The organism is Curtobacterium sp. SORGH_AS_0776 (assembly GCF_031453355.1).
Taxonomy (GTDB): domain Bacteria; phylum Actinomycetota; class Actinomycetes; order Actinomycetales; family Microbacteriaceae; genus Curtobacterium.
Map to the genome: position 1 here is coordinate 1418325 of NZ_JAVIYU010000001.1, position 19421 is coordinate 1437745.

The window sequence follows — 19421 nt, forward strand, 5'->3', positions numbered from 1 at the left end:
GTGCGCGCCCCGCCCTCCGTCCATCACGCGGCGAGGAACCGCAGTGCGGTGGCGCCGAACTCCTCCGGGTGCTGGAAGAGGAAGCCGTGGCCGGCATCGCTGTAGATCACCGTCGTGGCATCAGACAGCCGCTGCGCCATCTTGAACGAGTGCTCGGCGTGCACCATCACGTCGTGCGCTCCGTTCGCGACGAGTACGGGGATGTCGAGCTCCTCGAGACGCTCCCACGCCGATCCCTCGTCCTCTCCCCAGGCGCCGATGGCGTGCAGCTGCGCCTGGATGGTCTCGGGGCCGACCTGCGGGGCATCCGGCGTCAGACGGGACTCGAGTCGACGGAGCGACTCGCTGCCGCGGCGTCGCCCGTCCTCGTGCTGACCGAAGAACAGGTAGAGGAAGTCCTCGTCGTCGTTTTCCGGCTTGACCATGACCTCGATGGACTTCGGCTCGGGACCGGGAGCGCCGTTCTGGCCGCCGGGGCCGGAGCCGAGGACGAGGAGGCGGCGGACGAAGCCCGGCTCGTCGAGTGCCACGAGCTGCGCGACGAAGCCGCCGATCGACCAGCCGACCGCGTCGATCTGCTCGATCCCGAGCGCGCGGAGGAAGTCGACCGCCGTGCTGGCCATCCCACCGAAGGTGTCGGGCGAGACGCCCCCGCTCCGGCCGACGCCGATGTTGTCGAAGAGGATCACGTCGTGCTCGGCGGCGATCACGTCGACGAAGGCCGGGTCCCAGTGGTCCATCGTTCCGCGGAAGCGCTGGAAGAACACGACCGGGGTGCCCCCGGTCGGGCCGAACCGGCGGTAGGCGACGGGTCCGGAGGATGTGTCGACGGTGTGCGTCGGCGCGGTCTCGGTGCGGTTGGTCATGGCGGGATCCGTTCTCGTTGTCGGTGCGCAGGGTGCGGACCGGGTGCGCCCATCATCTCACTTGTTTTGCAAAAGTCAGTTGTGACCGACGGTCAGTCAGTGTTACGTTCCCCCGTGCCGGTCGACCGATCGGCACTGCACTCGCACTGGAGGAACGATGACCCGCAACACCACGCCCCCGCCGTTCGACGCTGAACTCGAGCCCGTCCTCGCCCAGGCCGGGATCTCCCCGACGCTCCTGCCCGAGCACCTCGAGGTCCTGCGCGGCCCGGGCTTCACCCCATCCCTGGAGCAGCTCCTCGAGGGGCGTCCGATCGTCCACGAGGAGCACCTCGTCCCCGGGCCCGCCGGCGACCTCGTCGTCTCGGTCTTCCGCCGCACGGACCACACCGAGCCCGGTGCCGCGTTCTTCTTCACGCACGTCGGCGGGATGATCTTCGGCGACCGGTTCGTCGGGGTCGCCCCGGTCGTCGACTACGTCGTCGAGTTCGACGCCGTCGTCGTCACCGTCGAGTACCGCCTCGCGCCGGAGAACCCGGCACCGGCCGCGCTCGAGGACTCGTACGCTGCGCTGGTCTGGACGGCGGAGCACGCCGAGGAGCTCGGCTTCGACCCGTCGAAGCTCATCACGATCGGTGGCAGTGCCGGAGGGGGCCTCGCCGCGGGGGTCACCCTGATGGCCCGAGACCGCGGAGTGCCCGCCCTCGCCGGCCAGGTCGTCATGTACGGCATGCTCGACGAGCACAACGACAGCATCTCGGCGCAGCAGATCGACGGCATCGGCATCTGGGACCGAACCAGCAACGAAACCGGCTGGAACTTCTACCTGGGCGACCGCCGGGGCACCGAGGACATCACGTCGTACGAGTCCGCGAGCCGTGAGCAGGACCTGAGTGGTCTCCCGCCGACGTACGTCGAGGTCGGCTCGGCCGAGGTGTTCCGAGACGAGGACGTCGCCTTCGCGAGCCGGATCTGGGCCGCTGGCGGCGAGGCCGAGCTGCACGTGTGGCCTGGCGGGTACCACCTCTTCGAACTGCTGGCACCCGACGCCGAGCTCTCGAAGGCAGCACGCCGCACCCGTGGCGAGTGGGTCCGGCGTCTGCTCGCGCGCTGACTGCGCGCCGGCGTGCGTGCAGACGGACGGGAGGCGCGGTGCCAGCCCGCACCGCGCCTCCCGTCCGTCAAGGCCGCGGGTCACGACCCGCCGCTCCGGTCATTCCGGCCAGGTGTTGCCGCGGATGACCTCGACGAAGTCGGTCCGACGGAAGCCGGGCAGGAAGTGCGCCAGCACGTCTGCGTTGACGTTCCCGAACACCGTCTCCGGCCGGTGCCGGTTGCCCTCCGCGAAGCGCTCGAGGATGCGTCGCTTGAAGTCCGGCCGCGGGTGCGCCGCGATGACCGCTCCAAGGGTGTCCTCCGGGAGGTCGTCCCGGCCGACACCGAGGACGTCCGTCTCGACACCCGCGGTCACCAGCGCGATCTCCGGCTCGAGGAACTCCGGCACACCGGGTGTGGTGTGCAGCGCGATGCCGAGCCACACGTCTCGGGCCGCCTGGGTGTCCACGCCGTGCTCGAGGAGGAAGGTGCGGGCGTCGTCCGCACCGTCGACCTCGAACCGCTGCCCGGAGTCGCGGTGTCGATCGGTCAGGCCGAGGTCGTGGAACATCGCGCCGACGTAGAGCAACTCCAGGTCGGGGCGGAGCCCGCGCCGCTGACCTTGCAGGGCGCCGAAGAAGAACACCCGGCGTGAGTGGTGGAACAGCAGGTCGTCCTCAGCGGCACGGACGTGTTCGGTCGCCGCGCGGACGAGGGCAGTGTCCGGCACGGTGATGCCGGCGATGGTGTCGATCATGGATCGCGTCCTCTCTCGTGGATCGTGTACTCCAGGGTGGGTGGACGGCGCGACCGGCGACGAGCGACATCAGGACGGAGATGAGGCACCGATGGACATGCAGGGGACGACCGTCGCGATCGTCTTGTTCGACGGGGTCAAGTTCCTGGACGTGACCGGGCCGGCCGAGGTGTTCGCCGAGGCCAACCGGTCCGGAGCCGATTACGTCCTCCGGTTCGTCTCCCCCGATGGACGGCCCGTCCGCACGTCGGTGGGACTGACCGTCCCCGTGGACGCCTCCCTGGCGGACCTCGACGCGCCGGACGTCCTGCTGGTCGCCGGCGGCGACGACCTCGTCGATCGATCGGCACCCGACGGACTCGTCGAGGGTGTGCGTGCGGTCGCCCGCTCCGCCCGTACCGTCGCATCGGTGTGCACGGGCGCGTTCGTCCTGGCCCAGGCCGGACTGCTCGCGGGCCGGCGCGCGACCACGCACTGGCGACACGCGGGGCTGCTGGCTCGGGTCGCGCCGGACACCGAGGTCACACCGGACTCGATCTGGGTCCAGGACGGGGACGTCGTCACCTCCGCCGGTGTGACAGCGGGGATCGACCTCGCTCTGGCGCTCGTCGAACGCGACCACGGAGGTGACCTGGCCCGCGACGTCGCTCGAGCGCTCGTGGTGCACATGCAGCGTCCTGGCGGTCAGGCGCAGTTCTCGGCGGGGTTGCGTGGGCCTGCTCCGCGCTCCTCGCCGGTGCGGTCCGTCGTGGACGTGGTCCTGGCGGATCCAGCGTCGCCGTTCAGCACCCGGGACTCGGCCCGAGCCGTGGGTGTCAGCGCCCGACACCTCGCGCGGCTCTTCGTCGAGGAGCTCGGCACCACTCCGGTCCGCTTCGTCGAGCGTGCGCGGGTGGACCTCGGTCGGCAGCTGCTCGAGCAGGGTTCGACCGTGGCGGAGGCCGCTCACGGAGCGGGCTTCACCGACCCGGCCGCGTTCCGCCGAGCGTTCCGGCGTGTCTCCGGCACGACGCCGAGCGCGCACCGCCACCGGTTCGGGACCACCGGGATCCGCCCCCCTGACTCTCGTTGAGAAAGTAAGCTAGGTGGATGCCGACTACAGCCACAGAGCTCCTCCGCATCGCGGAACACGCCGAAGCCGATGCCCTCGCCGACCTCGTCGGTCGGACGCCTGCGCAGGCCCGAGCAGCACTCGGACTGACTGCGGAAGCCTTCGCCGACGGCGTGCTCGTCTCGATGCCCCACGACCCGACCGACCAGTGGAGTCGCGTCGTCGGCGTCACGCGGTGGACGGGGAACGCTCACGACCTCGTCGCGCTGGCACGGGAGCGGTTCACGCGGAGCGGAGTGCGTCGAGCGTCGCTGCAGATCGCTCCGGCGTTCGAGCCGGACGGCTGGCGGGAGACGTGCGAGCGACTGGGACTGTCGGCGGGGCCGGCGCTCGTGAAGGTGGGCGCGGAACTCGAGGAGCTCGCCGTGTCCGCCGCGCCCACCGGGCCGATGACGGTGCGTGCGGTCCGGCCCGAGGAGGCGCTGTCGTGGTCCGCGACGATGTTCGAGGCCTTCGGGGATCCGGCTGACCCGCACCTCGCCGCCATGGGAGCCGGCTCCGTGGACGCCGACGGCTGGGTGGCGCTCGGGGCATGGGACGGCGCGGACCTCGTCGGTGTCGGCGCGGTCTCGGTCCGGGGACCCGCTGCCGAGCTGTTCGGAGGCGCGACGCTGCCCCGCGCCCGACGCCGCGGTGTCCAGGGTGTCCTCATCCGCGCTCGCATCGAGGCGGCGAGGCGCGCCGGCTGTAGATGGGTGTTCGCAGAGGCTGCCCTCGGCTCCGTAAATCGGCCGGGGCAGTCGTTGCGGAACCTGCGCCGGGCGGGCCTCCGGGACCTGGGCCTCCGGACGGGCTGGACGCTGACGGTCTGAGTGGTGCGTCCGACCGAGGAGGACCCGAGCCGGACGCACCAGACCACTCCAGCTCGGCGTCAGCGCAGGAAGAGGTCCACGGTCGCAGCGAAGTGCTCCGCGTGCTGGAACAGGAACGCGTGGCCGGCGTCGCCGTAGAGCAGAGCGGTCCCGTGAGGCGCGTGCGTCGCACCGAACACCGAGGCCGAAGCCGGGATGCCCACGTCCTGCATTCCGTTCGCGAACAGGACCGGTTGCGTGGTCCTCGCGAGTCGGGCGACCAGGTCGGGCACCGGCACTTGGTACGCGACGGACGCCGCGACCAGCTGAGCCCCGGCCGCACGGTCGGACACCACGACGGCGTCCGTCGGACGGGCCGCTGCGATCCGCGCGTCGGACGCGGCGGCGGCTGCTCTGCCGTCGTCGGTGTCCGGGTAGAAGAGGTACGCCATGTCCCCAGCAGTGGCGTCTGGCTTCATCTGGATCTCAGTGACACGGGCGTCGGGCGCCGGGGTGTCGGGTACCAGCCCCGGCGTGCTCGCCGCCACGACGACGCGTCGGACCAGGTCCGGGCGGGCGTCGACGACGTACTGGGCGACGACGCCGCCGAGAGACCATCCGAGCAGGTCGACCTGCGTGAGCTCGAGGGCTTCGACGAAGTCGATGATGCCCGCTGCCGCGCCCTCCATCGAGTCGCGCGGTTCACCGGTGGAGCGCCCGGAACCGACGTTGTCGACCAGGATGACGTCGCGGTTCCGGCTGAGGGGCTCGATGAGGGCTGGGTCCCAGTCGTCGATGGTTCCGCGGAAGCGCATCAGGAGGACGAGTGGGACCCCGCCGACCGGACCGGTCCGTCGGTAGGCGTACGTTGCGGACGCCGTCTGGACGGTCGTCGTCGAGGGTGTCGTGGACATGGTGTTCCTCTTTCTGTTCGTGCTCGAACGGACCGCCGCGGTGCGGCAGGTCGGGAGTGGTTCGCGCGAAGGGGGTCAGAGTGCGGCGGAGAAGCCGGTGAGTGCCGATGCGCGCTCCCACAGGGCGAGCGCAGTGGCGTGGTCGTCCTCGTGGCGGGCACGGCGCTGCTCGCGGACGACAGACGGACGGCTCGGTGGTGCGAGGTACGAGCCACCGGCGACGTCCGCGGTGAGGGCCTGGAGGACCGATCGGGCACCGATCTCGGGAGACACGCCGCGCCAGCGAGCGGCACCCCGGAGGACGACGCCCATCGCACCTGTCGCGTTCCCGTTCCCGTAGAGCCCGGTCCGCGCGACTCCGGGGTGGGCCGTCACCGCGCGGACGCGGCTGCCCACGAGGTCGAGGCGGCGCTGCAGCTCGTCGGTGATCAGGAGGTCAGCGAGCTTCGACTGTCCGTACGCCCGCCACGGGCGGTACCGGCGTCGCTGCCAGTTGAGGTCGTCGAGGTCGATCCTGGCGAAGGACGCGAGCACGGACGAGACGTTCACGATGCGGTCGGTGACGGACGGCAGGAGCAGGCGGGTCAACGCGAAGTGGCCGAGGACGTTCGTCGCGAGCTGGGACTCGAAGCCGTCGGGCGTCCGTGCGAACGGCGTGGCCATCACGCCGGCGTTGTTGAGCAGTCCGTCGAGCCGACCCGACCAGTCCCGAGCGAACGCGCGGACGGAGTCGAGGCGGGAGACGTCGAGCACGAGCACTTCGGTCGGGCCCGGGAAGGTCGCGGCGACCGCCGCACCGCGGTCGAGGTCGCGCACCGCCAGCACCACTTCAGCGCCGGCCGTGCTCAGCGCACGTCCAGCAGCGGCGCCGATGCCGCCGGTCGCCCCGGTGACGAGGTAGCGCCGCCCGTGTTGGTCGGGGAAGTCATCGCTCATGGTGTCCTCTCTTAGATGTCGGTCGACATCTTTCGATCAGACGATAGATTACTATCAGCATCTACGGAGGGGGCAACATGGGGCGCGTCTCACGGGACCAGGCGGACCGGCACCGTCAGCAGATCGTCGAAGCCGCATCGCACGTGTTCCGGGAGCGGGGCGCCGCGTCCGTGAGCATCGGCGACGTGATGCGCGAGGTCGGGCTCACCAACGGCGGGTTCTACCGGCACTTCCCGTCGAAGGACGCGCTCGTCGCCGAGGCCACCGCGAACGCGTACGAGCAGATGAACACGGGCCTCGCAGGCCTCGAGGAGAAGTCGGTGGACCACAGTGCCGCGCTCGCCGAGCTGGTCCGGGGGTACTTGTCGGAGCACAACCGGGACGACTGGGCCGGGGGATGCGTGACGACCGGCTTCGGCTCGGACGTCGCGCGGTCGGACGACCGAGCGGTGCGGACGGCGTTCGCCCAGGGGGTGCGGGACTTCGCAGCGTGGCTGTCCGACGAGGGTGACGCCGTCACACCGGCTTCCTTGGTCCGGATGTCGACGATGGTCGGCGCGCTGTTCCTCGCGCGCGCCACCTCGACCACCGACTTCAGTACCGACGTCCTCGGGGCGGCACGGTCACATCTCCTCAGTGAGCTCGGCGAGGCCGGGTCGGAGGGTGCCGGGCCGCCCGCGGCCTGAGGTTGTCCGGCCCTCCTCGCGCGTCACACCACCGCGACGTCGGCGAGCCGGATGGACACCAGGTGCTGGTCAGCGACGATCCCACCCGCGGGGTCCCGGGGGAACACGTCGCGCGCTGTTGCGATGACGATCCCGTCCACCTCGGTGTGGCCGGCGACGAGCTGCGCGCTCGGGACCCCGCCCATCACGTCGGCTTCGTAGTCCCGCCGTCGCACGATGTCGTCCCCGTCGACGTAGAGCGTCTGCACGCGACTGTGGGTCGTGATGCTCGACGGGTAGGTGACCCGCAGGCGACGGAGGCTCGTGCCCGCTTCGGTCCACGTGCCGTCCTCTTCGGTGTCGACTCCCGGGAGCTGCAGCGACCAGGCCTCGGTGGTGTACGTCCACATCGTGTACCCGACGAAGTAGGCGACCTGTGCTGGTGTCCAGGGGGTGTCGACACCGTGCCCGGCGAACGACTCCCTCGGGTGGTCGAGCACCTCGGACTCCCCGGTCGCCCCGTCGGTGATCGTCACTCGGTCGGGCGTGTACTCCGCGAAGCCGCCCGTGGGACCGAAGGAGTCGATGCGCGTCCGCTGACGCCGGACGTCGACGTGGGTCAGCCCGTGCTCGACGGTGCCCGTTGCGCGCTTCAACCCCCACACCGCACCGCCGAGCGTCCGAGTGATGTCGATGCGTTCGACCTCTGACCAGCGGGACCCGCCAGCGGCTGCGGTCACGGCGATGGCGAGCGAGATGGGCATGGGGACCTCCAGGTGGTGTCGCGCGAGGGGCAGTCCGACCTCGCTAGCTTGTATTCTACAAGTCAGGTGGAGCACGTGAGGAGCACGATGGACGACGGATCGACACGCCCCCTCTCCCGGCAGCTGGTCACACTCGGCTCATTCGGCGTCCCGCTCGGCCTCGCAGGGCTCGCTGGGTGCTGGACGACCGCGACGGCAGACCTGCACGCTGTGCGATGGCCGTCGGAGGCACTCTTCGCGGTGGCAGGCGTCCTGTGGGCCCTGCTCGCCGTCCTGTACGTCGTGCCCGGCCTGCGGCGATCCGGGGCGTTCCGCGCAGACCTCGAGCACCCGGGTTCCGGGCCCTTCGCGGCGTACATCCCCTTGGTCGGCCTGCTGCTGGCCTCGCACTACCGCACCGTCATCCCCGGAGCCCACCTGGACTGGGTCTGCTTCGCGTTCGTCGTCCTGCTCGGCTCCGTCGCAGCGCAACTGGTGGCGCACTGGATCGCAGGGGGTGTCGAGCTCGCCGCGGTCCACCCGGGGTACTTCGTCCCGGTCGTCGCGGGGGCGAACGTCGCGAGCATCTCCCTGTCGAGCGTCGGACTCCACCAGGCCGCTCTCGGTGCGTTCGGCGCCGGCCTGTTCTTCTGGCTGATGATCGGGACGGTCGTCCTCATCCGCTTGATGACCGGGTCGGCGTTGCCCGACACCCTGAAGCCGGCGATGACCGCGTTCCTCGCCGCCGCAGCCACCTCGAACCTCGCGTGGATCGTCGCGCATCCGGGACCCATCCGCGAAGTGCAGTCGATCCTCATCGGCATGCTCGTGTTCATGCTCGCCGTCCAGGCCGTGCTCGTCGTCGGGACCTACCGGTCGCTGCCGTTCGGCGTCTCCTGGTGGACGTTCACCTTCCCGGTCGCGTCGACCACGAACTTCGCCATCCGCTGGGCGGCCACCGTGCAGGTACCCGGATGGGAGGCGGCCGCATGGTCGGTCCTGGGAGTCGCCTCGGCGTTCGTCGTGCTGGTCGCCGCAGGTTCGGTGGCGCGACGTCCCAGGCGACGAGGGGCGCACCGGGGCCGGCAGCACCCGACGGGCGGGCGCGGAGCGGTCGTGCGGCGTGGGTGACTCCATCGACGGTGCACCCCACACCGTCGCGCTGGTGACGGAACCGGACAGTGACCCGTTGGAGACAGCGGTGGTGTCGCAGGTGTTCGCGACGGCAGGGCCCGTGCCCGGGCTCACGCCCCCTGGTCCGGGCTACCGGCTCCGGATCGTCGATGCCACCGACGAGGGGACACTGCGGACCGTCGGAGGTGCGGGCACGGTCGTGGTCCCCGGATCATCGGAGCCGTTCCGGCCTCGGCCGCCGGCGCTGTTGAAGGCGCTCCGGAACGCGGCAGCCTCGGGGGCACGGGTGGTCGGACTGTGCGCAGGTGCCGTCGTCCTCGCGCAGGCGGGCCTGCTCGACGGGCGGACCGCGACGACGCATTGGGTGCACGCCGAGGAGTTCTCCGCGCGTTTCCCAGCGGTGCGGATGCGAGCGGGACGCCTCTTCGTGGCCGACGGTGCGTTCTTCACATCCGGCGGAGGCCTCGCCGCGGTCGACCTCGCGCTCCACCTGACCGCTCGCGACCTCGGACGGGCCTACGCGAACGATGTCGCCAGGTACCTCGTGGCCGCCCCGAACCGAGCTGGAGGGCAGGCACAGTTCGCGAAGGACGCCCTCCGAGCTCCGACGGCAACCCCGCGCCTCCTCGAGTGGATGCGCGAGCACCTCGACGAACCACTGTCCCTGGAGCGGCTTGCTCGTGTCGAGCACGTCAGCCAGCGCACGCTCGTCCGCTGGTTCCGACGCGAGGTGGGCACCAGCGTCGCGGCATGGGTCACGCACGAGCGGATCGAGCAGTCGAAGGTGCTGCTCGAGACAACGCGGCTGCCCCTGTCGCAGATCGCAGCCGCAACGGGATTCGGGACGGCGGAGACCCTCAGACGGAACTTCCGGGCCCACGTCGGCGTCACGGCCTCCGCATACCGGACGACGTTCGCCCACCGGGACGGGACGACCTCAGGAGGACTTGGCGGAGACCGCGGTGCTGGTGGCCGGATGCGTGGGGTGCCCGGCCCGTCGTCGATCTAGCGTCGAAGCGAGGCCGGATCGGCCAGACAGGAGGAACGACAGATGGTGCAGAACGGATTCGTCGTGGAGTTCACGGCAGCAGCAGGACGCGAGGACGAGGTGGCGGCATTCCTCATATCGGCACGTGCCATGGTCGGGCGGGAGCCGGAGACGATCACGTGGTTCGCATTCCGGAAGGACGACCGGACGTTCGGGATCTTCGACGCGTTCGAGACCGAGGAGGGGCGTGCGTTCCACCTCCAGGGTGAGGTGCGGCAGGCGATCGACGCGAACGGGGACCTCTTCGCCGTGCCCCCGACGATCACGCCGGTCGACCTCGTCGCGGCCAAGCTCCCGCAGTGACGTGACGCTGCCCGCGGGTCCCGCCAGCGGGGACCCGCGGAGCGGTGCCCGTCGGTCACGGATGCGCGGTCGCGCGGTCGAGCCGCCGGCGCAGTCGATCGGCATCCACGAACCACGTGCTGTGGACCCGTCCGTCCACGATCACGACGGGGACGTCCTCCGCGAACTCCTCGCGCAACGCCCGGTCGTCGAGGAGCGACCGCTCCGTCAGGACCACCGCGGGGAACGCGGCGAGGACCTCGGCGACCACGCCGCGAGCGTCGTCGCACAGGTGGCAGTCGACCGTCGTGACGAGCGTGACCTCGGTCATCGGACCAGCTCCAGGGACGCCTCGTGGACCCGGAGTCGCACCGCGGCGCTCGCGAGCAGCGGCACATCGACACCGAGGGCCCGCGCCTCGTCGAGTAGCCCTCCGAGGACCGGTTCGACCTCGGTCCGCCGACCGATGGCGAAGTCCCGGTACATGGACGTCGTGAACGGGGAGCCCGGCCGCGTCAGGGTGTGGCGGATGCTCTCGACCGCGGCGAGCCGGGGAGGATGCCCTGCAGCGGCCGCCACCGCACAGGCTTCCGCGAGGACGGCTTCGACCGTTTCGAGGCCTCCCGGCACGGCGATCACCGTGCCGATCGGACCGCCGAGCAGGACCGTGGCGGCCCCGCCCGCCGCCATGAAGATCCACTTCTCCCACATGTCCTGTGTGATCGTCGAGGAGACGACGGTCCGGAACGCGGCGGGCCTGAAGCGTGCCGCGAGGTCAGCGCACCGTTCGGACGCTCCGCCGGTCAGTTCACCGAAGGTGATGCTCGCGTCCTCGCTCAGCCGACGGACGACGTGGTCTGGATCGGACATCACTCCGGCGACCGCGACCCCACCGAGCACCCGGTCGCCGAAGTGCTCGGTCAGCGGCGCGAGGTGTCGCATGCCGTTGAGGAGTGGGAGCACGATCGTCGACGCGCCGACGGCGGGCCGCGCCTCCTCGATGGCGGCGTCGAGGTCCGGCGCCCGGACCGCGAAGACTACGAGGTCCGATGCCGGGACGTCGTCGCGCACGATTGTTCGGACCGCGAGCCGTCGCACGGATCCGTCCGCGACGGACGACGCGATGGCGAGGCCGGACTGCAGCAGCTGTGCACGTCGGTGGTGACGCACGAGGAAGGAGACGTCCACCCCGGCATCGAGGAGGAGGGATCCGAACAGGCCGCCGACGGAGCCGGCGCCGACGAAGAGCACACGCATGACGCCATGATGCTCCCCTTGCTTGCTCATAACAAGTTAGATGGCACCAGCGTCCGTGGCATGCGCTTGGATCGCCACCGCGCGCAGGCCCTCCTGCGTTCGCGCCACTGTGAAGTGCACGGCCAGACGCTCGATCTCGCTCTCGTCGCGTCGGACCCTGGCCCAGAGGACGTCCACCGTGCCGCCGTGTGCGGTGTGCGCGACGACCCGCTGGCTGAGGACCGCGGTGCGGGCGTAGTCCTCGCTGCGCAGGCGCGCGAAGGTGCTCGCAACCCAGTGGCGGACGGCGTCGTCGTCGCGCATCAGCGTCGCCGGTCCGCGGTCGTCACCGACCCAGAGCGGTGACGCCCAGTACGCGCCGATGAACGCAGGGTCGTCCCGGAGCGCAGCTGCTGTCCACGCTGGGAGGTAGTCGTCGAAGAACCACACCGTCAATTCGGCGGTGGTCTGAGCAGACGGGATGGAGTCCATCGGATCCTCGTGTTCGTCGGTAGGCGGTGATGGCGGGGTCGGTCTACTCAGCTGGAGCCACGGTGGATGACGTGCACCCTGGCAGCCGCATCGCGGTCCGGTTCGGAGGCGCTGTCCAACCCGGCCGCGGCTGCAACGCTGAGCGCGAAGTAGCGACCGATGCGCTCGTTGTCGAGCGAAACGGTGGTGAGCGGGGGTGACGTGAAGGCCCCGACGGAAAGGTCGTCCGCCCCGACCACCGCCACGTCGTCCGGGACGCGGCTCCCTGCGTCCTGGAGTCTCGACAGTGCGACGAGGGCGACGTCGTCGTTGAAGCAGCACACGCCGTCGAAGCCTCCGTCGAGGATCCGGTGCACGGCCGTTCCCACGATCTCGGACGTGAAGTCGAAGTCGAGTCGCTCGAGGGTGACTCCCTGCCTGGCCGCGGCGCCGGCCGCGGCACCGGCGCCGGCAGCCCGAGCGGTGGACTGCGCGCGAGCTCGCTCGTCCACCAGGTCGAGGAAAGCGAGCTTCCTCCGGCCAGCAGTGACGAGGTGCTCCACCTGCGCTCGGCCGATGTGCTCGTCCAGTTCGAGGTGGTCGCCGCCCCGGCCACCGTTCCCGACGTCGAGGCGCAGCAGTGGCACGGACTGCGTGGCGAGCAGTTCCGCGTCGTCCTCGGAGAGCGGAACGAACGAGAGCACCAGTCGTGGGACGAACGTGGTCAGGACCTGCCGGAGTGAGGTCGCCACGCCCGCGGTGTGGGAGAAGACGCAGACGAGACCGACTTCCGCGAGCGACGTGCTCAACGACGACCACAAGCGGGCTGACGTCGACGACGGCATCCAGTCCGGCTCGAGCACGAGGACCGTCTCTCCGAGACCTTGGCGCAGTGCTCGGCCGTGGGCCGAGGGGATGTACCCGAGTCGATCCGCGGCAGCGCGTACCCGATCGCGCGTCGCGTCGGGGATGGACTGGTTGGGCGTGGCGTTCAGCACGTAGCTCACCGTGGCGCGCGAAACCCCGGCGGCCCGCGCGACGTCAGCACTCGTGGCACGGCGGTCAGGGGTCCGCCTTGACGTGGTCATGCAGCGAGTCTACTGTGCTGACACGTGTCAGCACTGACACGTGTCAGCGTTTCGAGGAGGAACCGTGACCCACCAACTGCAGGCGAGCCCGCCCACCCCACGGACCATTGGGACCACCCGCGTCTTGTCGACGCTCTTCCCCGGCGTCATCGGCCTCTACGGGGTCTACCAGGGCATCCAGCAGGCCCTGCTCCCCGCGCAGGTCGCATCGATCGACCCCACCAACAAGGTCGCCGTCGTCGCGCTCACCGCGCTCGTCTCGTCCGTGGCGGGGACGGTCGCCCTCCCGCTCGGCGGCGCACTCTCCGACCGCACCAGAGGACGTCTCGGACGACGGACGCCGTGGTTGCTCGTCAGCGCCGTCCTCACCGCGGTGGCATGCGTCCTGATGGCGCGAGCGACGACCGTTCCGCTCCTCGCGGTCAGCATTGGCTTCGTCTGGTTCTTCGCGAACATCTACCAGAGCACGATCTACGCGGTGATCCCCGATCGCGTTCCGGTGCGACTGCGCGGCACCGCCTCGTCCGTCGTGGGCCTCGGTCTCCCGCTCGGGATCCTCGCGTCCGTCAACGTCGTGACGCGCACCGGGCAGTTCTGGGGGTACGCCGTCCTCGGCATCTTCCTCGTCCTGGCGACCGTGGTGTTCGTCGTCGTCGCGCCCGAAGCGCCGGTGCGCGCACCCGAGCTCAGGACGTCCGAACCACGCCGGAGTGTCCCCGCGCGCATCGCCGGCTTCTTCACCGGCTTCCGTCACCGGGACTTCACGCTGGTCTTCCTGTCTCGGCTGTTCTTCTTCCTCGGCTTCTTCGCGGTGATCGACTACGTGTTCTACATCGTCAGTGACTACGTCGGACCCGAGAACACGCCGTTCAGCGGTGTGAACGACGCCGTCGCGGCCGTCGCGTCGATCAACACCATCAGCCAGGTCGTGGCCATCGTGGCCTTCGGCTGGCTCGCAGACCGTCTCGACCGACGGAAGGTCGTCGTGGCCCTGAGTGCGGTGGCCATGGCCGCTGCGTTCGTGTCGCCGATCATCGCCCGAGACTGGGCAGGTCTGCTCGTGTACGCCGTCCTCGGCGGTGCTGCAACCGGCGTGTACTTCGCGGTAGACATCGCGATCATGTCCCTGGTCCTGCCGAGCCGCGCAGACGAGGGCCGCGATCTCGCGCTCCTGGCGCTCGCGACGTCGGTCCCCGCGGCGACTGCTCCACTCGTCGCTGCCGGTGTCTTCGGGCTCACCGGTTCCTACACCTGGGTACTCGTCCTGGGTGCTGCCGCGGCGGCCGTCGGAGCTGCGTTCATGTTCGGGGTCAGGAGCGTCAAGTGACGGCGGCACCGGCGCCCGATGGGTCCTCGTCCTCGTCCCCGTCCCCGGACTTCTCGTCCGTACGACTGACGGCTCGCGTCACACGCATCTACGACCGGCTCGACGCGCAGATGTACCTCGTCGAAGGACAGGACCGTGCCCTGCTTGTGGACACCGGTTTCGGTGTCGGCGACCTCGCGGCCTTCGTCCGGGACCTCACCGACAAGCCGGTCACGGTGGTGATCACCCACGGCCACCTCGATCATGCCTTCGGCGCGGGTTGGTTCGACGACGTCCACATGGCGCACGCCGACCTCGCCGTCCACGCAGTCCACCGCAGCTGGATCGCGGACGTGCACGACGAGGCGCGTCGGGAAGGGCGGGTCCTCGCGCCGGCCGCATCGCCGGAGCGCTTCCACGACCTCGGTAGCGGCACGACGTTCGAACTCGGTGGCATGACGGTTCGCACGATCCCAATGCCGGGCCACACCCCTGGCTCCCATGCGGTCCTCCTCGGCGAGGAGCGGACCCTGATCACGGGAGACGCGGCGAACCAACGCACCTTCCTCTTCGCAGACGACTCTGCAACGGTCACGGAGTACGCCGAGACGCTGCGACGGGTCCGTGACGACCTGAGCGGACTCTACGACCGGGTGTTCATCTCTCATGCCACCGGCGACGCGCCGGTGACCGTCCTGCAGGACCTCATCGACCTGACCGCCGAGGTGGTCGCCGGAACCGACGACCGGGCGCCCTTCTCGTTCCGAGAGTTCTCAGCCCTGCTGGCGCGGAAGGTGCTCGAAGGGATCGAGGACCCTCGGGCGAACCTCGTGTACCGCCCGGATCGCATCTGATCCCGAGGTTGAAGCGAGTGCGCGGGCGGGAGCACGACGCCCAGCAGAACCCCTCCGAGCGGACCGAACCGTCAAATCGGAGGGGTTCTGCCCCGCGTCAACGGACCAAGACCGGGAACTGCTCCTCGAGCGGCGCGGACAGGAGGTGCCGCACGCGGTCCGTCATCTCATCCGCGATGACCTCGTACCGGCCGTCGCGGAGGCCATCGAGTGCGACGCGGACGACATTGGCGGGGTCGTTCTTATCCACATCGAACGACTCGATCATCGGGGTGTCCGTGTACCCGAGGTGGAGCCCGGTGACGAGCGTGCCTCGGGGAGCGAGTTCGAGTCGCAGGGCGTTGGTCAACGCCCAGAACGCCGCCTTCGTGGCTGCGTAGGCTCCTCCGCCCGGGAAGACCGTCCAGCTCAGGATCGAGTGGACGTTCAACAATGCTCCGCCACCGTTCCGCTCGAGGACGGGAGCGAAGGCGCGCGCGACGTTCAGTGCGCCGAACACATTCGTCGAGAACATCTCCTGGATCTCGTCGGCGGGCTGCGTGAGCAACGACCCGCCCGTGAAGGTCCCCGCGTTGTTGACGACCACGGTGGTGTCAGACGCGGCTTCGGCGGCAGCTGCGATCGCGCCCTCGTCACCGACGTCGACGACCAACGGCGCGACGCGGTCGTCCTCCCATTCGAGCGGGCGACGGGTCGTCGCGTACACGCGCCGCGCCCCTCGATCGAGTGCTTGTCGGACGAACTCCCTCCCGAGGCCCCCACTTGCTCCTGTAACAAGAACAGCCGCGCCGTTGATATCCATCGGTCTTCCACTCTCTAGTCTTACTTGCCAAACGCAAGTCAGAACGAAGTCTACGTCGCATCAGCGCCGGGCCCGTCAAGTGGAACGGGCGTCGAGCGTCGTCGGCTACACGGCCCCGAGAGGCCGCCCGAAGGCGCGCGCGTCACTCGAGTTGGTCGAACATCTCGTCGCCGAACTAGCCTGAGCCCGAACACCTCTGTCCATGCGCGACGGGGGCCAGCTCAGGACGGCCGAGCCGTCCACGCTGTTCGGCAGACGATCCTCTACCGGGCGGCATCGGTCAGCACCTGGTGGATCCACTTGTGATGGTCGAGTTAGGTGAGCTCGGCGAGAGTCGCCCACCGGGTTTCGAGCACCGGATCGTGGGAGTGAGCGCCGACACTCTCGCGGCCCGCCCCGCCGTCGGTGTCCGTTGCTCCGGCTAAGGTTTGCTCACCAACCCGAAGGAGTCACCGTGGCAAGCCTCTTGAAGTCGTACACGCGGCACAAGACATTCATCTCCTACCACCACGCAGACGAGGCGGAGGTGAAGGCTTTCATCGATCACTTTGACCACGACCACGATGTTCTGATTTCGCGCGGCATCGGCGCATCGATGGCTGGTGACGTCATCGATAGCACCAACGCGGACTACATCAAGCAGCGCATCCGTCAGCTGTACCTCCGGGACAGCTCGGTGACGCTGGTCATGGTCGGTGCTGAGACATGGGGACGACGATTCGTGGACTGGGAAGTCGCGGCCTCCTTGCGAAACACAGCAACGTCGAGCCGTAACGGACTTCTCGCGATCACTTTGCCATCGATCGCGAACTCCCCTCGGCAGCTCCCTGCTCGGGTGGACGACAACGTTGACGGAACAGATGGTTACGCGCGCTGGATGAAGTACCCATCGAGCACACTTGATCTGGGACAGATGATCGATGCCGCTTACACCCGGCGCACGACGCACGCCTCGGTCGTAGACAACAGCCGCGCACTTCGTCAGCGCAATGCCAGCTAATCCACTCGGGCTGGACGACCCGCAGCTACCCGGCTTCTTTCACGCGGCCGACACTGCATCCCTTCGAGGGCAACGAATCGCTCTCTGGGGCAACCGCATTCGGTCAGCGGGGGCAGTTGCTGCCGCGATCGGTGGCGCGTTCACGCTAGCTGTTGGATCGTTCGATCTCTGGGCGCTCGTGGCCCTGATCGGCTTCATCGTTGCGTTTGGAGGAGAACTTATCCTCGGCGTGAAGCCCCCAGAGCGCAAGTGGTACATGGCCCGGGCGGCTGCTGAGTCGATGAAGACGTTGAGCTGGCGCTACGCAGTAGGTGCCGACCCGTTCTTCGTCACCCTCCCGGACGGTGACGCGGAGAAACTCTTCCGTGCGAGGGTCGGACAGGTCGCTCGCCAAGTCTCGGAAGCAGTTGCTCCCCCGCAAGGTGACGGAGCTGCCCCGACTGAAGCCATGGAAGCTCTTCGTGCCGCAACGACAGAGCAGCAGCGCGAGGTGTACTTGCGTGATCGAACTAGGGCGCAACGAGACTGGTACACCCGAAAGTCGAATTCCAACGCACGAGCGTCCTTTGCCTGGCGTACAACGCTCGTCGTTGCAGAGCTCGTTGCTATAACACTGGCGGCGCTCCGGTTTGCCGGTGTCTGGGACATCGACCTCGCGGGTGTCCTAGCGGCTTTCATCGGTGCAGGCGCTGCCTGGCTCGCCTTGAAACAGCACACCACTCTCGAATCCGCCTACTCGCTCACTGCGGCCGAGCTGCAAAAACAGGATGCGACACTCATGTCCGCCGCCGAAGACGAGTGGGCGGTCGCCGTGGCTGATGCGGAGGAAGCGATCAGCCGCGAGCACACGATGTGGCTCGCTTCTCGAAGCGATGTCAACGAACAGATCGGCCAGTAGGCGTCGACCTTCGTACCGCGGGCAATCGGCCTCCGGCGCATCCGCCCGTCGTCCCTGACGTGTCCGGTAGCCGATTGGCGACCGGACAGCGCTCAGGTCGATGGAGCGGCGTCGGGTCCGAGCGCGGTCACTGTCCCGATGAATCGAGCCGGTTCCTCGTCATCAGTGAAGGTCACGGGAGTGAGTTCGAAAACCGGAATCAGCCCACTCGCTCCTTCATCTGTCCTGAACCACACCCCGGGAACGGGTTCGCGGCCCTCCTCTGCTGCCAGCATCGCAGCGGCTGCGAGCTGTGGCCAGTGCGCCTCCTGCTCCGCGGAGACACCCATCGCTACCGTCTGAATCGTCATCACACGCACTCGTTCATAGTGCGCCGGAACATGCTCGAGCGCGTCCCGCTTGCCGATCCTCAACCGGACAGACTTTGCGATGCCTGATGTCAGCGTTGAGCCGCGATGGCCTGTGCGGCGTCGACGAATGCCGCGATGCGCTCCGAGAAGCGGCTGGCGTCCCAGGCGATGTGCACCGCGGTGGGTGCCAGGTCGGCGATGACACAGAAAGCCACATCCGGGCGGCGGTAGAACCGGGCCGTTGATAGCGGCAGGATCGCGATGCCGGCACCGCCGGCGACGAGTTCCAGCTTCTCCTCAACGGTTCGTGATTTGCGCTGGGTAGCGCCTTCGAGCGTACGCCGAACGGGCGCAGCGGTGGACCATTCGGGCACGGCTGCCGGGTCCTGCAGGAGCACCTCAGAGCTCAGGTCCTCCATCGTTACCTGGTCGGCACCGGAGAGGGGATGCCCCGTCGGGAGCATCACGACCCTCAGTTCCTCGTGGAGGAACACGGTCTGGATGCCCGCACTGTTGAAGGGTTCGCGGAGGTAGCTGACGTCTGCACGACCGTCATGCAGAACCGCGACCTGTTCCTCCCACCCGGTACGCATCACCCGGACGTCGACGGACGGCGCACCGCGTCGGAACGTCCGCACTGCGTCAGTGACGGTCAGCCCGGGCATGAAGCCCACCGTGAAGACGTCCTCGCCGCGCGCCGCGATCGCGACGCGTCGACGCACCGCGGCGGCAGAAGCGAGCAGCGAGCGCGCCTCGGTGAGAAGGAGGCGTCCGCTGTCGGTGAGTTCGGTCCCGCGGGTATCGCGGACGAAGAGCTGCATGCCGAGTTCCTGCTCGAGCGCGCGGATCTGGCGAGACAGCACCGGCTGAGCGATGTGGAGCTGTTCCGCGGCGCGACCGAAGCTCAACGTGTCCGCGACGGCCGCGAAGTACCGCAGCTTCCGGAGGTCGAGATCGGCGTTCACACCCTCATCATGGCTCATACCCGTTGGGTCTCACCACGCGATGAAGAGGTCTTGGACGGGCTGGCGGTCGAGCGCACACACTCGATCCTGTTCGATCGAAAGGAACACT

Annotated in this window: 23 protein-coding genes; 11 read left to right on the top strand and 12 right to left on the bottom strand. The window is 69.1% G+C overall.

Going from position 1 to position 19421, the window contains the following annotated elements; genetic code table 11:
• Positions 1 to 23: 23 nt before the first annotated feature.
• Complete coding sequence (locus QE359_RS07165; protein ID WP_309778549.1) at positions 24 to 866, bottom strand: alpha/beta hydrolase; 843 nt, start codon at positions 864 to 866, stop codon at positions 24 to 26.
• A gap of 157 nt (positions 867 to 1023) precedes the next feature.
• Here QE359_RS07165 and QE359_RS07170 point away from each other — a divergent pair, with 157 nt between their 5' ends.
• Positions 1024 to 1980, top strand: coding sequence for an alpha/beta hydrolase fold domain-containing protein (locus tag QE359_RS07170; protein WP_309778550.1), 957 nt, complete (start codon positions 1024 to 1026; stop codon positions 1978 to 1980).
• Between the two features lie 99 nt (positions 1981 to 2079).
• Here QE359_RS07170 and QE359_RS07175 read toward each other — a convergent pair whose 3' ends face one another.
• The gene (locus tag QE359_RS07175; protein ID WP_144711692.1) at positions 2080 to 2718 is read right to left on the bottom strand and encodes an HD domain-containing protein; all 639 of its coding nucleotides are present in this window, start codon (positions 2716 to 2718) and stop codon (positions 2080 to 2082) included.
• Positions 2719 to 2809: 91 nt separating this feature from the next.
• Between QE359_RS07175 and QE359_RS07180 the strand changes: the two genes are divergently transcribed.
• Positions 2810 to 3790: a GlxA family transcriptional regulator gene (locus tag QE359_RS07180; RefSeq protein WP_309778554.1), complete on the top strand. Its 981-nt coding sequence runs from the start codon at positions 2810 to 2812 to the stop codon at positions 3788 to 3790.
• Positions 3791 to 3807: 17 nt separating this feature from the next.
• Complete coding sequence (locus QE359_RS07185) at positions 3808 to 4641, top strand: GNAT family N-acetyltransferase (protein WP_309778556.1); 834 nt, start codon at positions 3808 to 3810, stop codon at positions 4639 to 4641.
• 59 nt (positions 4642 to 4700) lie between these two features.
• On the opposite strand, the gene QE359_RS07190 is transcribed toward QE359_RS07185, so the two are convergent.
• Both QE359_RS07190 and QE359_RS07195 read right to left on the bottom strand, forming a co-directional pair.
• Positions 4701 to 5534, bottom strand: a complete 834-nt coding sequence (locus QE359_RS07190; RefSeq protein ID WP_309778557.1) for an alpha/beta hydrolase — start codon at positions 5532 to 5534, stop codon at positions 4701 to 4703.
• Between the two features lie 75 nt (positions 5535 to 5609).
• Positions 5610 to 6470, bottom strand: coding sequence for an SDR family NAD(P)-dependent oxidoreductase (locus QE359_RS07195; RefSeq protein WP_309778560.1), 861 nt, complete (start codon positions 6468 to 6470; stop codon positions 5610 to 5612).
• Between the two features lie 77 nt (positions 6471 to 6547).
• Between QE359_RS07195 and QE359_RS07200 the strand changes: the two genes are divergently transcribed.
• Positions 6548 to 7156, top strand: coding sequence for a TetR/AcrR family transcriptional regulator (locus QE359_RS07200; RefSeq protein WP_309778562.1), 609 nt, complete (start codon positions 6548 to 6550; stop codon positions 7154 to 7156).
• A 23-nt stretch (positions 7157 to 7179) separates the two neighbouring features.
• On the opposite strand, the gene QE359_RS07205 is transcribed toward QE359_RS07200, so the two are convergent.
• The gene (locus QE359_RS07205; protein ID WP_309778563.1) at positions 7180 to 7899 is read right to left on the bottom strand and encodes a hypothetical protein; all 720 of its coding nucleotides are present in this window, start codon (positions 7897 to 7899) and stop codon (positions 7180 to 7182) included.
• 87 nt (positions 7900 to 7986) lie between these two features.
• Here QE359_RS07205 and QE359_RS07210 point away from each other — a divergent pair, with 87 nt between their 5' ends.
• The 3 genes from QE359_RS07210 to QE359_RS07220 are packed head-to-tail and all read left to right on the top strand — an operon-like array spanning position 7987 to position 10363.
• Positions 7987 to 9009 (top strand): TDT family transporter, encoded by a 1023-nt coding sequence (locus QE359_RS07210; protein WP_309778565.1) that lies wholly within the window; start codon positions 7987 to 7989, stop codon positions 9007 to 9009.
• A gap of 34 nt (positions 9010 to 9043) precedes the next feature.
• Positions 9044 to 10021 (top strand): helix-turn-helix domain-containing protein, encoded by a 978-nt coding sequence (locus QE359_RS07215; RefSeq protein WP_309778566.1) that lies wholly within the window; start codon positions 9044 to 9046, stop codon positions 10019 to 10021.
• Between the two features lie 42 nt (positions 10022 to 10063).
• The gene (locus QE359_RS07220) at positions 10064 to 10363 is read left to right on the top strand and encodes an antibiotic biosynthesis monooxygenase (RefSeq protein WP_309778567.1); all 300 of its coding nucleotides are present in this window, start codon (positions 10064 to 10066) and stop codon (positions 10361 to 10363) included.
• 55 nt (positions 10364 to 10418) lie between these two features.
• Here the strand turns inward: QE359_RS07220 and QE359_RS07225 are convergent, their stop codons facing one another.
• From QE359_RS07225 to QE359_RS07240, 4 genes are read right to left on the bottom strand one after another with little or no spacing between them, the layout of a single operon-like run.
• Positions 10419 to 10673 (bottom strand): glutaredoxin family protein, encoded by a 255-nt coding sequence (locus tag QE359_RS07225; RefSeq protein ID WP_144711684.1) that lies wholly within the window; start codon positions 10671 to 10673, stop codon positions 10419 to 10421.
• Complete coding sequence (locus QE359_RS07230; protein WP_309778569.1) at positions 10670 to 11599, bottom strand: 2-dehydropantoate 2-reductase; 930 nt, start codon at positions 11597 to 11599, stop codon at positions 10670 to 10672. The genes QE359_RS07225 and QE359_RS07230 overlap by 4 nt, the downstream gene beginning before the upstream one ends.
• A 36-nt stretch (positions 11600 to 11635) precedes the next feature.
• A complete protein-coding gene (locus tag QE359_RS07235; protein WP_309778571.1) occupies positions 11636 to 12070 on the bottom strand; it encodes a hypothetical protein in 435 nt (144 codons plus the stop codon).
• 47 nt (positions 12071 to 12117) lie between these two features.
• The gene (locus QE359_RS07240) at positions 12118 to 13137 is read right to left on the bottom strand and encodes a LacI family DNA-binding transcriptional regulator (RefSeq protein WP_309778573.1); all 1020 of its coding nucleotides are present in this window, start codon (positions 13135 to 13137) and stop codon (positions 12118 to 12120) included.
• 64 nt (positions 13138 to 13201) lie between these two features.
• On the opposite strand from QE359_RS07240, the gene QE359_RS07245 reads away from it, so the two are divergent.
• Both QE359_RS07245 and QE359_RS07250 read left to right on the top strand, forming a co-directional pair.
• Positions 13202 to 14464, top strand: coding sequence for an MFS transporter (locus QE359_RS07245; protein ID WP_259570717.1), 1263 nt, complete (start codon positions 13202 to 13204; stop codon positions 14462 to 14464).
• Positions 14461 to 15297, top strand: a complete 837-nt coding sequence (locus QE359_RS07250; RefSeq protein ID WP_259570715.1) for an MBL fold metallo-hydrolase — start codon at positions 14461 to 14463, stop codon at positions 15295 to 15297. The genes QE359_RS07245 and QE359_RS07250 overlap by 4 nt, the downstream gene beginning before the upstream one ends.
• 97 nt (positions 15298 to 15394) lie before the next feature.
• Here QE359_RS07250 and QE359_RS07255 read toward each other — a convergent pair whose 3' ends face one another.
• Complete coding sequence (locus QE359_RS07255) at positions 15395 to 16099, bottom strand: SDR family oxidoreductase (protein ID WP_309778578.1); 705 nt, start codon at positions 16097 to 16099, stop codon at positions 15395 to 15397.
• A gap of 454 nt (positions 16100 to 16553) precedes the next feature.
• Between QE359_RS07255 and QE359_RS07260 the strand changes: the two genes are divergently transcribed.
• Both QE359_RS07260 and QE359_RS07265 read left to right on the top strand, forming a co-directional pair.
• Positions 16554 to 17099, top strand: a complete 546-nt coding sequence (locus QE359_RS07260; protein ID WP_309778580.1) for a TIR domain-containing protein — start codon at positions 16554 to 16556, stop codon at positions 17097 to 17099.
• On the top strand, positions 17089 to 17997 hold the full coding sequence (locus QE359_RS07265; protein ID WP_309778582.1) for a DUF4231 domain-containing protein: 909 nt from the start codon (positions 17089 to 17091) through the stop codon (positions 17995 to 17997). The genes QE359_RS07260 and QE359_RS07265 overlap by 11 nt, the downstream gene beginning before the upstream one ends.
• A gap of 92 nt (positions 17998 to 18089) precedes the next feature.
• On the opposite strand, the gene QE359_RS07270 is transcribed toward QE359_RS07265, so the two are convergent.
• Complete coding sequence (locus QE359_RS07270) at positions 18090 to 18347, bottom strand: hypothetical protein (protein ID WP_309778584.1); 258 nt, start codon at positions 18345 to 18347, stop codon at positions 18090 to 18092.
• A gap of 89 nt (positions 18348 to 18436) precedes the next feature.
• Positions 18437 to 19312 carry a LysR substrate-binding domain-containing protein gene (locus QE359_RS07275; RefSeq protein WP_309778586.1) on the bottom strand — a complete coding sequence of 292 codons (876 nt, stop codon included), beginning with the start codon at positions 19310 to 19312 and terminating at the stop codon, positions 18437 to 18439.
• Positions 19313 to 19421: the final 109 nt, after the last annotated feature.

Bases quoted from the DNA above. Each gene is read 5' to 3' on its own strand.
- QE359_RS07225 (WP_144711684.1), bottom strand. From the start codon at position 10,673: ATGACCGAGGTCACGCTCGTCACGACGGTCGACTGCCACCTGTGCGAC.
- QE359_RS07195 (WP_309778560.1), bottom strand. From the start codon at position 6,470: ATGAGCGATGACTTCCCCGACCAACACGGGCGGCGCTACCTCGTCACC.
- QE359_RS07265 (WP_309778582.1), top strand. From the start codon at position 17,089: ATGCCAGCTAATCCACTCGGGCTGGACGACCCGCAGCTACCCGGCTTC.
- QE359_RS07175 (WP_144711692.1), bottom strand. From the start codon at position 2,718: ATGATCGACACCATCGCCGGCATCACCGTGCCGGACACTGCCCTCGTC.
- QE359_RS07190 (WP_309778557.1), bottom strand. From the start codon at position 5,534: ATGTCCACGACACCCTCGACGACGACCGTCCAGACGGCGTCCGCAACG.
- QE359_RS07270 (WP_309778584.1), bottom strand. From the start codon at position 18,347: ATGACGATTCAGACGGTAGCGATGGGTGTCTCCGCGGAGCAGGAGGCG.
- QE359_RS07255 (WP_309778578.1), bottom strand. From the start codon at position 16,099: ATGGATATCAACGGCGCGGCTGTTCTTGTTACAGGAGCAAGTGGGGGC.
- QE359_RS07200 (WP_309778562.1), top strand. From the start codon at position 6,548: ATGGGGCGCGTCTCACGGGACCAGGCGGACCGGCACCGTCAGCAGATC.
- QE359_RS07210 (WP_309778565.1), top strand. From the start codon at position 7,987: ATGGACGACGGATCGACACGCCCCCTCTCCCGGCAGCTGGTCACACTC.
- QE359_RS07170 (WP_309778550.1), top strand. From the start codon at position 1,024: ATGACCCGCAACACCACGCCCCCGCCGTTCGACGCTGAACTCGAGCCC.
- QE359_RS07205 (WP_309778563.1), bottom strand. From the start codon at position 7,899: ATGCCCATCTCGCTCGCCATCGCCGTGACCGCAGCCGCTGGCGGGTCC.
- QE359_RS07180 (WP_309778554.1), top strand. From the start codon at position 2,810: ATGGACATGCAGGGGACGACCGTCGCGATCGTCTTGTTCGACGGGGTC.
- QE359_RS07240 (WP_309778573.1), bottom strand. From the start codon at position 13,137: ATGACCACGTCAAGGCGGACCCCTGACCGCCGTGCCACGAGTGCTGAC.
- QE359_RS07220 (WP_309778567.1), top strand. From the start codon at position 10,064: ATGGTGCAGAACGGATTCGTCGTGGAGTTCACGGCAGCAGCAGGACGC.
- QE359_RS07230 (WP_309778569.1), bottom strand. From the start codon at position 11,599: ATGCGTGTGCTCTTCGTCGGCGCCGGCTCCGTCGGCGGCCTGTTCGGA.
- QE359_RS07165 (WP_309778549.1), bottom strand. From the start codon at position 866: ATGACCAACCGCACCGAGACCGCGCCGACGCACACCGTCGACACATCC.
- QE359_RS07235 (WP_309778571.1), bottom strand. From the start codon at position 12,070: ATGGACTCCATCCCGTCTGCTCAGACCACCGCCGAATTGACGGTGTGG.
- QE359_RS07185 (WP_309778556.1), top strand. From the start codon at position 3,808: ATGCCGACTACAGCCACAGAGCTCCTCCGCATCGCGGAACACGCCGAA.